Origin of the sequence: Streptomyces sp. NPDC059371, from assembly GCF_042751995.1 — a bacterium.
In the GTDB taxonomy this organism is placed as follows: Bacteria; Actinomycetota; Actinomycetes; order Streptomycetales; family Streptomycetaceae; genus Streptomyces.
On record NZ_JBHYXD010000028.1, the window covers coordinates 88343 to 100332 of the forward strand.

The following is an 11990-nucleotide window of genomic DNA, read 5'->3' on the forward strand; positions in this document are numbered from 1 at the left end:
CGGTCCCGCCATGCCCGCGTCGTCCCGGTCAGAGGCTGGCTTTGGCCTCTGGATAATGCCGTCGGAGCACGGAAAGACCGATCGCCGCCCGCCGCACGCGCTCTCGCGCAGTCGCCACGGCCGCGTCGGCAAGGTGCGCTCCGGAGGGGTACAGCGACGGCGCGTTTCGCACCGTGAACTTGAGGTGGACAGGAGCCGCCACACGCACGAGGGCCGGGATCTCGTAGTAACGGACCACACCGCCGAAGTCATCGGCGCTCTCCACATAGACGTCCAGCGGCACGTCGACTGCGCCCCGGATCGCCGCCATCTGGGCGAGAGTGAGATCGATCGGCAGGTTGATCGTGGTAACCCCGAGGTCCTCAAGCACCCGTGCGGCTGCAGGATTGGCCGTCGGCATCGATATCGACGACTTGATCCCCAGGTCTGGCGGCAGATCGCCGGACCGCCGCATTCGGCCGAGGACCCACAGCTGGCCGATGTCGGCCACGAGCACGCTGCGCACTCCGAGTTCGCAGCCCCGGATGACGTCCTCGACCCCGTACGCGAGCTGATCGGCCCCGCGCAGCACCGCCGCCGCACCGCCACCCGCGACGGACGTGGCCTGGATGCCGATGTCCCAGCCACCGCGCGGTCCGACGAAGAGACAGACCTCCACGTCGCGTTCGCAGCCGAGCGCCACCATTTGCTCGATCTCCGATTCGGCGAGGAGCATCATTCCGCTGCCCTGGCTGATGCGGTGTATCCGGATGCCGTGTCGCTCAGCCTCATCCATAACCGCCTGGAACGGCCCTGGGCCTTCGACCGAAGGGATCTCCACCCGGTACTGCGCGCCGTCCGGGAAGCGCTTGGCGGAGTCGGGCAGTTCCCCGAGGTCCCGATCCGGCAGCCCGAGCGCGGACAGCGACCGCCGTGACTTTTCCATGCCGTCCATTCGGACCTTCTCTCGATCGATATGCCGAACCGTGTTCGACATTGCTGCGCTTGGACGGTAGGCAGCCAATGACGGCCCGTCAACGGTCGGCCAAGTCATCTGTGGGGCGGGCTTCCGGCGACGTCATGTCTCACGTGCCGGTTGCTCCGATCCAGCACCGCCGGTGCTGGCCGCCTTTTACTCAGCGACTGACACCAATCCGTCCGCGCACGCGGGGTCCACTTGAGGAGACTGCGGGTACAACCTGACGGCAGAGACTCCCCAGTGGGGGCTTCCGCGCAACTGAGGGCGGCCGAAGCGGCATCCGGGGTCTTCTTCCGCCAGCGTGAACCGGTCCGCCCCGGAGAACGCCGGCTCGCCGCGGCAGGGGTCGCCGCAACCCGGGGGCCCCGCAGCGACCCGAGAACGTTAGGAATCCCGCGTGCAGCGCGCGGCCGTGCCTCCGGTGCAGTCATACGGTGCACGAGTACGACAGCTGACCACTGAGTGCCCCCGCGACAGAACGGACCGCGGCCCACCGGCCGTCACCGACTTGTTCCCGCAGTCCCGGGCGAGCGGTGGTGGTTCAGGCCCGGTCAGTGGTGGAAGTGGCGGCAGCCCCAGGAGGCTTCGTCGACACGGTGACCTTGGCTCCGGGCGTGTAGTCGGTCCCGTCGATGCGCAGGTGGTGCGACAGGGTGACGGTGACCGGCTTCTCGTCCATGCCAAGGGGCGGGCCGACTACGGTCGGGGCCGTACGGGGAGCGGTCTCGGGGCGGGCCTCGGCAGTCTCGGTGACAGCTTCGGTCTGCTCCGCCGCGGCGGGCCTCTTGATGGTGGGTGTCGTAGCCATGGCGCGCACTGTTGCTGGTGGCCGCGGTACTGTCGCGTGCTCGCAGGATCAAGGGGGAAAAGTACGAATGGCTGGGTTGCGGAACTGGTGGTCAGAAACCCCGAAGGCGATTCGATGGGTGGCCTACATAGCCGTCCCCGCTTGGGGCGTGGCGCTCTTCCTCGGACTGTGGGGGGACAATCATGGATGGTGGCACAATCGCGAGTTCCTGACGAACCTTCTGTCCAGCTTCACAGGGCTGCTACTTGGCGTTCCATTCGCCCTGGTGGTGCTCTCTCACCTGGGGTCGATGCAGGCAGATGCAGCCATCCGGCGTGCAGCAACCCGCCGTGCGCTGGTGGTTGCTGCACGGTTCCGGGCGACGAGCGTCAGGGGGTTCATCAACCCTGATCCTGCGCAGGCGATCGGCGGCCTCATCGAGCTGCGGAAGATGAACGTCAAGCTGAAGACAGCGCTCGACAATGCCTGGAATGACCACCTCGATGTGACCGCCGAGGCGATGCGCCGGAACAGGATCGTCGGCGAGGCCTACGACGCTCGCAAGGTGGTCATCGACCAAGTCTTCGCGCTCGCGGGCGAACAGCGACAGGCGTGGCTTGCTCAAGTGGTACAGGACTGGGGCCGGCTTGATCGCGACGTACGCCCTCGGCTGGAAGAGGTAGGCGGGCGGTGGCTGTCCGAGGAGGCGTACACCGCGATGCGGAAGGCCTTCAGGGAGCTGGACAACCTGAGTGCGCAGCCGATGCGTTCCCTCCGTCGCACCCGCCAATCGTTCGACGAGCCTGATGCGGGCTTCACGTATCCGTCATTGCAGCAGCGCCTGCAATCCTCCAAGACGCTGGAGCATGACGTCGCCGCAACGAAGGAGGTCATCGTGGCCATGCTGGGGATTCTGCGGAACATCAAAGAGATTGAGCGCATTGCAACTCCCTAGCGGCGGGCGGCGACGACGGCGGCGGCGCCAGACATGAAGTGCGCTCCCTCTGCACCAAGATTGCCGGGGTAGACCGTGCCTACCTCGACCTCGACGACCAGGTGGCCGCTGGCGGTGACCTTCTTACCGGCGATGACGGGATGACCGGTTTTGATGTTCTTCGCGATGCGGCCCGAGTCTCTGTGCGTAGTGCACCGGCAGTTCTGTGGCCGTCAGGTACCAGCGATGGGTCGCATCGTCCTGAAGGATGGCCCGGCGACCGTCGGCGTTGGTGCGTAGGTGGTCGTCGGTCGCGACGGTTCGCAGGAACTGCGCCTGATCGGGGTTCGTGTCGGGCTGTTCGGCGAGGTCGAGGAAGTGCTGGCACATCGCCGCGGTGTCACGGAAGCGTCCCCAGGCCACGAGGTGCCGCTGGCCGGGCAGGGTGTGGACGTTGACGGGGTGTGGACCGTCGGCCGGTTCGTCGGTGTCGCGGCGGCCGACAGGGTGATCGTCGTCGCCGTACCGGCGGCTCTACTCTCAACGCTGTGGGCCGAGGCGGCCAGGCCGTAGTGTCCTCGCCCAGGAGTTTGCGTTTGCCGGCGCTCTCCTTGGGGCGGCACACGCCGTCGCCCTCGTTCGTGAACAGCGCTGTGCCTGCGACAACGTAGGTACGGGCCACGAAGGGCGTTCTGTCGACCCTCGTCACCGCCTCCGAGAAGGCCTACGAGAAGGCCGGCGGAGCGAAGGAACCCGAGGGCCCCGGGACACCCACCGCCGTGATCAACGACAAGCGGATCCCCATGGAGTACAACAGCCTGCTCCTCAACGGCGCCGCCTTCAAAAGTCTGCTCCAGCAGATCTCCGACAAGCCCTGGGACTGGGTGGCGACCTCCTTGTGAACGGGCGCGCCACCACCGGCGAGGCGTGGTTCCGGGCTCACCGTATCGGTCCTGCCCGCTGCGGCTTCTCCCGAGCGGGCTTCAGCTCCGGAGAAGTCGAGTCGAGGCGAACGGACTCGGGGTGACCGCGCAGGCCTCGCTCCGCCCGCTCTCGGGGGTGTGCCGGTGGTTGGGCGGCAGCACGGCCTGCCCGCCGGCGGGTTCGTCACCGAACTGCGTCCGGCCGGATCAGGAAGTGATCGGCAGATCCCTGCGGGCCTGTTCCAGGTCGGTTGCCCAGATCCACAGCCGGTGCTGGGGCGGGACCCGGTGATAGCCGTACAGGCCGGTCTCGGTCAGTGTCCGCAGGTCCACGCACACCCGCTGATAGGCCTGGTCGATCGCCTCGGCCGGGTCGGCCAGTTCTGCCGCACCGAGTTTGATGCAGGCCCGGTACTCGTATCCCAGCAGGAGGTCCTGCCCGAACTGCGCCCACACCCCGAGCTGCTGCGCCCAGGCGGTCCCGGCATCCTCCAGCAGCAGGTTCAGATCCTTCGCGGACGGGATGGAGGGGTAGATGAGGAAGGTGGCGGCCCAGCCGAGCGCCACCATGTCCAGGTTGAACGTCCGTCGGCGGGGATCGTCGCGTGGCGGCAGCGGATCCGAGGCGCTGCTGGCGAACCAGGGCGCGGTGTAGGCGAGCAGGCGTCCGTGGTCCTCGAGGAGTTCACCGGTGGCGATCACGGCCATCTTGCGCTGGGAGCCGTCCGAGCGGGCCAGGCGGTTGGCGACCATCGTCGTGTGGGCCTCTGCCGCCGCCCGGCCCGCGGCCTGGTGGCGCTCCGCGGCGTCCGTGGTGATCCGGGAGACGAGGTAGTCTCGCAGGTCCTGCGGCAGTGCGTCGTAGGTGCCGTCCTGCAGTCGCGTCTTCGTGCGCTCGAGAGCGGCCTGGGCGGTGGTCGGGGCGCCGCCGTAGTGGGTCTCCGGGGTGTCGATGGACACCATGCGCACCGGCATGGCGATGTCGGGGGTGTCGCCGTCGGTGATGCTGAGGAACCGGTAGTCCTTGGGGGGTCTGTTGGGACCCACGAAGCCGAGATCAACCACAGTCATTCTCCCGAAGATCAGCCCGAGGGCACGGTGTTGGGGCATCGGGCAGGAGCGTCACGGCTGGCCAGATGCCTCGGCGCGGCCCGCTGCCGGTATTACCTCAGCGGTTCCTGGCCCCGGCCCGCTCCTAACGTTGTGTGGGAGGACTCCACCCGCCGGTGCAGCACCGCGTGCTCCGTCCCTGTCTGCCGCGCCGGGTCCATGTGCCGGCCGCGGCCGGGGCAAGGTGGTCGGCGGTGACACGGAAGACGGGGGTCTTGTGCCGCGATGCGTTCGAAGGCCTCCATCGGGGCTTCCCGGCCCACCGGCAGGTGGGCCCGGGCTCCCGGTGCGGCTGAGGCAGCCGAGCTGTTCAGCAGCCGGCTCCAAGGCCTGAAGGTCGGTGCGCAGGGCCGCGACGTCGACGACTGGGCGGGCTGTGGGCTGCTGTTCCCGGCCGAAGAGCAGCTGCTCGGACACGGCCGGTGGCGGCCCGGCCGGACCGTGCAGGAAGTAACCTCCCAGCCCGACATCGCCCCTGCTGGCGCTGGTGCCGACCGCAGGGACGGGGCGGCGGGGTGTCTCAGGCTAGTGGCACGGCCAGTTCCTCGTCCGGGCACCCTGCGGCAGCCTGCTGCAGCGCCTGCAGTTCCGCGGGGTCCACGCTGAGCTGCCAGCGCGTTTTGACGCTCACCCAGTCGGCCACGTAGTGGCACTGCGCGTCGACGGCCGGCGGCATCCAGGTGCTGGGGTCCTGGTCGGCCTTCTGCCGGTTCGTCCTGGCCGTCACGGCCACCAGGGAGCGGGACCATCCCAGGTCATTGGCGTATGCCTGCCTGCGCTCGGGCGTCCAGTCGTAGGCGCCGGAGTCCCAGCTTTCCGCGAGCGGCACCATGTGGTCGATGTCCAGGCCGGATGCCCCGTTCACGAGGGCGTCGTCGTAGTAGCTGAACCACTGGCCGTCGCTGAGGGTGCAGTTGACGCCCTGTGTCGGCGCCTCGACCGCTTCGTCTTTCAGCACCTCCATGCGAGTGTTGCAGCCGTCTTTGTCGGCGTCGATCCAATGGCGGAACTTGCTGCGCTCGTAGCCGGCCCTGACCTCGCCCGCCACCGGGAGCTCGGCAATCAATTCGCGCACACTCCCCACCCGGGTCAGGTCATGGGCCTGTGCCGCGGCCACCGGCAGGCCACCGGCCAGCGCCACCGCGGCCAGCGTGCAGATCAGCGTCTTCTTGAGCGTCATGCGGCATGACTACCGAAGCAGAAACGGTCACCCCGCGACGGCGCCACCACCAGTCACCCGAATGCGGCAAGCCACCAGTCCCTGCAGCGCAGTTCCGCCCTGACCCTTGCAGCTCACCCTCTTGCGTGGCCCGGGCCGCTCATCGCCCCGCGCTGGTGCCGTCGCTGAGCGGGGTGCCCGACGAAACGACACGAGCCTGCCCTCTGCGATCACCGCTGACCAAAGCTTTGCCTCGCGCGTGGTCGGCTGACGTCGCGGGATGGCCATCGAGGGCAAATGTAGCGAGCCGGTGCCGGTCAGCGGGTCGGCGGTGCGCTGACCAATCGTGGTCGGGGCGATGGCCAGGATGTGGCGGCGGTCAGGGGGTGTCGCCGGAGTAGTAGAAACGGCACGTCACACCCGGTCCAGACATGCGGGATTCGCCGGGGTGCGGGTCGTACAGGGCGCGGCCGCCGGGCCACTTCCCGAGTTCGGTGGGCAGGGCCACGCCGTCGTCGACTTCCTCGGTCCGCCATCCGTGGATGTCCAGCAGCAGGCCGTCCAGCGGTCCGCCGACCAATGCGGCGTAGGTCCGGTGCGGGAGCGGGCCGGGGTTGGGGTCCTCGTGGTCCGCGCCGTAGACACGCCGGTTCAGCAGCTGCTCGTCGCCGTTCATGCCCTCCAGCGTTGCAGCCGCCACCGACAACGCGGGCTCGCCCAGCACTTTGGGCTTGCCTGCATGGTCGGTCGCTGCGCCTTGCCATGGCCGGATCAGGTGGCGCCGACGTCCGAACCAGCCGCCGGCCTTCTGCACGGCCTGCTCGGTTTCCGTCTCCTGGCGGTGACCCTCCTGGTCCTGGCGCTCGCGTTCGCCGACTTCAGCCTGCTGTTCGGCCGCGACGGCCTGGTCCTGACAGTTCTCGCACAGCCGCGGGTGCGACTTGCGCGCCGTGCTCCAGTCCCGTACATCGACCACGGCCCACCGGCCGTCACCGAACTTGTTCCCGCAGTCCCGGACAGGACGGTGGGCCGGGCCGCAGGTGATCGGCCCGGCCCACCCCGGCTTTACCACTGCTCGCCCGGCGAGGAGCGGGCCGGGCGAGCAGTGGTGATTCACGGCTGGTCAGTGGTGGAAGTGGCGGCGGCCCCAGGAGGCGTCGTCGATGAAGCGGCCGTGGTCGTTGCGCAGAGTCGCGGTGTCGCGGTCGTTGTTCCACACGTAGGCACGGCGGTCCTGGAAGAGATCAGTGCGGGTGTCGCGGCCGATGCCGGTGTGGACGCGGACCGTTGCACGGCCGGCCAGACGGTAGTGGTCGAAGGTGTAGGTGTGGCCGTCCTCGTCCGAGAGGGTCCAGCCGTCCAGGTTCACGCTGCGGCGGGTGTTGTTGGTGATCTCCACCCACTCCTGGTTCAGGGAACGGTTGGAGCGGTCGTCACGGCCCGGGGAGTCGTACTGCACGTCGCTGATCTCCACCGCCTGGCGGTGCGGGCGGGGGTCAGCGGCCGATGCCGGGACCGCGACCGCGGCGGTGATGGCAGCGGCGGTCAGCGCAGCGGCGGTCAGGCGACGGGCAGATGTGGATACGGTCATCGGGAATCCCCCTGCAATTGTGCGGGCACAGCCCTGAAAACGCCCTGGTAGGTGCCGGGTTGTGCGGTGTGCGGGTGGCGGCCAGCCGGCCGCGCATTCACACCATGCCCTCCGACTCGTCTGAATGTGAACGCGATCCGGGGCGCGTTACTGATCAACCGCAGCACCGTGACACTTGGCTGCAACAGCCATCCACTTCGCCGCCGCACGACGTTGACGCGGGCCCGGCCTCAGCAGCCTTGCTGCAGTTGGCCATCAGGCACTGCCCGCCAGGTACCGCCACCCCACCAGGCAGCCAGCCGTCACCCAAAAGTGAGTAACAGCCCCTTTGTCTCGGCCAGTAGCTCTGGACGGCAAAAAAGACCCCGCCCGCGGAACGGGACAGGGTCTTCACAGAGCGCCGGGCAGGCCTTGCACCTGCATTTCCCCGCAGGAAGCAGGGCGTCCTTCCTTGGACCACCAACGCATCACCAACCAGCGCGACTTCCGCCGACCAGCTCAAGATCAGTCGTAGCGCACGCCCGGAAGAGCGCAGCATGCTGGCCGCAGGCGGAACTCCGTCATCGAAGACCGCGCAAGGCAAGGGGCGGAAGGGGCGTCCGGCGGTGCGGCGAGCGGACGTGCCCCAAACCCAGGTTGGGCTCCGGCACCGCGTACGGCGCCTCGGGGCGACTTGCCTGTGTGCGGCGCGCTTGCTCTTCGGACAATGAGGGCGGTGCCGGGGACGGGCTCTAGGAGGCGAGTTCGTCCAGGAGTTGGGAGCCGTTGTTACGGACGCTGTCGACGGCCGCCGAGACAGGGCGAGCGTCCAGGTTGCCGTCCGCTGGCCGGCACCCTGTGCCGCTCGATCTGCACAGTGCCGACCCCCGACCGCTCGGCCTTCGCCACATCGTTCGCCAGCCGCTGCAGCCCCTGCGGTTCGTATCGGCGGGCACGTGCATCGCGAGAGGGCGCGTACGTGGCCATCCCCTCCCTGTTCATGAGACTCGCGATCCGCTCCCACTGACGACGCCGCAACTCTGCGATGAGCAGCTCGCTCAGATTCTGAGGCTCGCGCGGGACCAGCCGCGCGTTCCCGGAACGCTCCTGAGCCAGACACACCTGTGCGGCCACCGTGCTGAGATCGAGCCCGGCCGCTTTCCAGACCACCCCCAGCCGGACGAATTCGTAGGGCAGATACTCGTAGATCAACACGCCTCCTACTTCGGCAGTGCGGTCACGCTATGCCGACCGCCGAACACGTCGGAGAGGCGCCGGCGCGGAACGCAGCCGAGGTCGTGCTTGCAACTCACTCGAAACGCGCTGCGCACACGTGTCCTGCCTCACTGTTGAGGCCGCTGGGCAACCCTTGCGGCGTCGAAATCTTCTCCTTGAGATGAAGATCCTTAAAAGGCGGCCTCGCTTACTGATACTCCTCGCCCTGACCGTGGTGGCAGCCGTGACGGTGATCGCCGTCATGGTCATCCAGGCGAACAGGATGGAGACGCTCTCCCCGGGTGAGGAGCGTGACCGTGCCGCGTCGGGAGCAGTCACACCGTCGGGGCAGGTGGACTGCCGGAAGGTCAAGTGCATCGCGCTCACCTTCGACGGCAACCCGGGCGAACCCACCGACCGGCTGATGGACCTCCTGAAGGAGTACAAGGCGTCGTCGACGTTCTTCCTTGAGGGCCGGCGCATCCATGAGTTCCCGGATGTGGTGCGACGGATCGCCAGGGACGGCCACGAGATCGGGGACCACACCTGGACGCATGCGGTGCTGACCGATGTCTCTGACGCCCAGATCCGCAACGAGCTGCGCCGCACGGCACAGGCCATCTCCAGTATCACCGGCAGCGAGCCGACGCTGATGCGCCCGCCCCAGGGCCGCACCGACGACCGCGTCTCCAAGATCTCGAGAGAACTGGGGATGGCGCAGGTGCTGTGGACGGTGACCGCGAAGGACTACGAAACGAACAACACGGCGCTGATCAGCAAGCGCGTGCTCGCGGGCGCCGGCCGCGACGGGATCATCCTGCTCCACCCGTTACACAAGGGCACCGTGCCGGCCATACCTTCCATCCTGAAAGCGCTCAGCAAGCAGGGCTACACCTTCGTGACTGTCTCCCAGCTGCTCGCTCCGGCACAGGCCGAGCCCGGCAAGATCTACAAGTGACCGGCTGACGTGCGGACGACCGCGTCGAAGGTCGAAGGGCGACAAGTCCCGTCTCCGGGAACACCAGTCCTGGCAGCGGAGTGTTCTTCCTCCTTGACCGGTGCCGGCGATTGCAGGTGCTCAGCTCTTACCGATCGTCTGGAGTGCCTCGTCCCAGACGTTGCCCGGGACCGGCAGACGCCAGCCGGCCGTGGCGCCGGACCCACCGCCACGAAACACCCGGACACGCCCCGCACGGGGGCGGGCGGAGCGCGTCCGAACGGCATTCACCGTAGAAACAGCCGCCCCGACCAGCCACATCACTTTCCGGCACCCCCGACCACCACCAGCCGGACCCCGACCACAGCCCCCACCACTGCAGGTCACTGCCCTGCAGAGAACGGTGAAGGGGCAGGCAAAAGTCTTGTACGAGTCGATGCGTGGCGGGCTTGATGTATGCGATCGACTACGGGACGCGGATACGCGTCCGGTAGGACCCACCCAAACCCGAACGCGCCCGTCTGCAGGATTACGGCAAACCAAGCCTGTTCGTGAGTCTGGTGAGCGGGGTCGCCATGGCCTTCCTCGCCGTGGGGCTGTCCACGGACCTCTTCACCTGACGATCTTTCACACCACCTGGCCGCCGACACGGACCCAGGAACGGGTTCTCAGGCCGACATCGCCCCCTCTGGCCGTATTGGCCTGACATTTTGACCACAGCTCCTAGGAGACAAGTTCGTCCAGGAGTTGGGAGCCGTTGTTACGGACGCTGTTGACGGCGGTGGAGACGGGGCGGGCGTCCAGGTGGCCGTCCGCCGGCTGGCCGAGCAGGGCCCGCAGTTCATCGGGGTCCTGGTGGCCGGGGTCCAGCCAGGCGTCATAGCGCTCGGGGGTGAGGGCGAGCGGCATACGGGGGTGGCCGCGGTCACGCTCGGCAGCGCAATCAGCCCTCCACCAGTACCAAGGAGGCCCGCCGGACCCTGGCGCTGGCCACCGAGTTCACCTTCCAGGAACGGCCCAAGATCCCCGAGCAGGGTCGGCGTCCCAAATCTGGGAACCCACCGCGGCGCGAACGTCGACGAACGAGTGACTGAGCTTCTAGTTGGCCACTGACTGCGGGAGTTGACCAGTTGAGCAACACGTTGGCCGGATGTACGACCTTGACCCCATATCAAACGTCCATATAGAGATTTTGTGCAATATTTCGGACACATCTCCTGGCGAAAGGCATGTCATGAAGTTCGCGGTCATCGGCGGTACCGGGCTGATCGGGTCGCAGGTCGTCAAGAATCTGAACGCTGTCGGGCACGAGGCGGTGCCGCACGCGCAGTCCACCGGAATCGACGTCATCAGCGGCCAGGGACTGGGCAAAGCAGTGGCGGGGGCCGACGTCATCGTCAACCTGACGAACTCCCCGACCTTCGACGAAGCCTCCCCGGCCTTCTTCCAGACCTCGATGGACAACCTTCTGGCCGCGGCCCTGAAGGGCGGCGTCGGCCACTTCGTTGTTCTCTCGATCGTCGGCGCGGACCAGGTGCCGGAGCTGGACTACTACCGGGCCAAGGTGCTCCAGGAGGACATCCTCGCGGCAGGGCCGGTCCCCTACTCGATCGTCCGCGCGACGCAGTTCATGGAGTTCATGGACGCTGTCCTGTCCTGGACCGCCGACGGCGACACCGTCCGGCTGCCTGCCACGCCGATCCAGCCGATCGCCTCCAAGGACGTGGCCGACGCGGTGGCGGAAGTCGCCGCGGGCGCCCCGCTGGGGGGCATTCGCAACATCGCCGGGCCCGAGGTCTTCTCCCTGGACGAGCTGGGCCGGATCACCCTCACCCACAAGGGCGACGGCCGCACCGTCGTCACCGACCCCACCGCCGGCATGTTTGCCGTCGTCAAGGGTGACGTCCTCACCGACAAGGACGCCCACCTCGCCCCCACCCGCTACACCGACTGGCTCTCCTGAACCGCTCGCGCCCTCCAGCCTCCACTTCGGCCAGACGCGGACGATCCAGGTAGCCGACAGGTGCTCCATGTGACTGAGGGGGGTATTTTGGCCAAAATTGCCCAAAACGTCCGCAATGAAAACGACTGCCGCGGGGCGGGCCGATCAGTGTCTCGGGCTTTTTTTTCCCCAAAAGCCCCCCAAACCCGCCCATCAGTCACACGTACGGCGGCGGTCAGGCCGACTGACCCGCCCGTGGATTCCGTCACCCCACGAGCCGCATTTCGTCGGTTCCCCGTCGGTGGGCCCGGGCGCGAGCCCACCAACGTGCTCCGGCGCCCCGCGATCCATAGTCGGTTGAGATGGGGCTTCTGAGGGTTACAACGGTGCCCTGCCCTCGGGACACACCCCCGGGGCCGGCCCCCGCCGGCAGGGGGCTGCGGTCAACCGGCGGG

12 protein-coding genes and 1 pseudogene are annotated in these 11990 nt (G+C 67.9%); 5 read left to right on the forward strand and 8 right to left on the reverse strand.

What is annotated here, in order from left to right:
* Positions 1–28: 28 nt before the first annotated feature.
* Positions 29–934 (reverse strand): U32 family peptidase, encoded by a 906-nt coding sequence (locus ACFXGX_RS18535; protein WP_384791907.1) that lies wholly within the window; start codon positions 932–934, stop codon positions 29–31.
* 565 nt (positions 935–1499) lie between these two features.
* Positions 1500–1766 (reverse strand): hypothetical protein, encoded by a 267-nt coding sequence (locus ACFXGX_RS18540; protein ID WP_384791909.1) that lies wholly within the window; start codon positions 1764–1766, stop codon positions 1500–1502.
* Between the two features lie 148 nt (positions 1767–1914).
* Here ACFXGX_RS18540 and ACFXGX_RS18545 point away from each other — a divergent pair, with 148 nt between their 5' ends.
* The 3 genes from ACFXGX_RS18545 to ACFXGX_RS18555 all read left to right on the forward strand — a co-directional run bounded on the left by ACFXGX_RS18545 (position 1915) and on the right by ACFXGX_RS18555 (position 3581).
* On the forward strand, positions 1915–2700 hold the full coding sequence (locus ACFXGX_RS18545; protein WP_384791912.1) for a hypothetical protein: 786 nt from the start codon (positions 1915–1917) through the stop codon (positions 2698–2700).
* Between the two features lie 279 nt (positions 2701–2979).
* Positions 2980–3252: a hypothetical protein gene (locus ACFXGX_RS18550; protein WP_384791915.1), complete on the forward strand. Its 273-nt coding sequence runs from the start codon at positions 2980–2982 to the stop codon at positions 3250–3252.
* A gap of 206 nt (positions 3253–3458) precedes the next feature.
* Entirely contained in the window at positions 3459–3581 is a 123-nt protein-coding gene (locus tag ACFXGX_RS18555) for a hypothetical protein (protein ID WP_384791918.1), read from the forward strand.
* Between the two features lie 228 nt (positions 3582–3809).
* Here ACFXGX_RS18555 and ACFXGX_RS18560 read toward each other — a convergent pair whose 3' ends face one another.
* From ACFXGX_RS18560 to ACFXGX_RS18580, 5 genes are all read right to left on the reverse strand, one after another.
* Complete coding sequence (locus ACFXGX_RS18560) at positions 3810–4673, reverse strand: hypothetical protein (protein WP_384791921.1); 864 nt, start codon at positions 4671–4673, stop codon at positions 3810–3812.
* A gap of 559 nt (positions 4674–5232) precedes the next feature.
* Positions 5233–5892 (reverse strand): HNH endonuclease family protein, encoded by a 660-nt coding sequence (locus ACFXGX_RS18565; RefSeq protein WP_384791924.1) that lies wholly within the window; start codon positions 5890–5892, stop codon positions 5233–5235.
* A 358-nt stretch (positions 5893–6250) separates the two neighbouring features.
* Positions 6251–6547, reverse strand: coding sequence for a hypothetical protein (locus ACFXGX_RS18570; protein ID WP_384791955.1), 297 nt, complete (start codon positions 6545–6547; stop codon positions 6251–6253).
* Positions 6548–6994: 447 nt separating this feature from the next.
* On the reverse strand, positions 6995–7462 hold the full coding sequence (locus ACFXGX_RS18575; protein WP_384791927.1) for a lamin tail domain-containing protein: 468 nt from the start codon (positions 7460–7462) through the stop codon (positions 6995–6997).
* A gap of 768 nt (positions 7463–8230) precedes the next feature.
* Entirely contained in the window at positions 8231–8656 is a 426-nt protein-coding gene (locus ACFXGX_RS18580; RefSeq protein ID WP_384791929.1) for a hypothetical protein, read from the reverse strand.
* Positions 8657–8837: 181 nt separating this feature from the next.
* Between ACFXGX_RS18580 and ACFXGX_RS18585 the strand changes: the two genes are divergently transcribed.
* Complete coding sequence (locus tag ACFXGX_RS18585) at positions 8838–9614, forward strand: polysaccharide deacetylase family protein (RefSeq protein ID WP_384791958.1); 777 nt, start codon at positions 8838–8840, stop codon at positions 9612–9614.
* 702 nt (positions 9615–10316) lie between these two features.
* Here the strand turns inward: ACFXGX_RS18585 and ACFXGX_RS18590 are convergent.
* Positions 10317–10517, reverse strand: a pseudogene (locus tag ACFXGX_RS18590) (SOS response-associated peptidase family protein); the annotation flags it as partial.
* 310 nt (positions 10518–10827) lie between these two features.
* On the opposite strand from ACFXGX_RS18590, the gene ACFXGX_RS18595 reads away from it, so the two are divergent.
* The gene (locus tag ACFXGX_RS18595; protein WP_384791932.1) at positions 10828–11556 is read left to right on the forward strand and encodes an SDR family oxidoreductase; all 729 of its coding nucleotides are present in this window, start codon (positions 10828–10830) and stop codon (positions 11554–11556) included.
* Positions 11557–11990 lie beyond the last annotated feature (434 nt).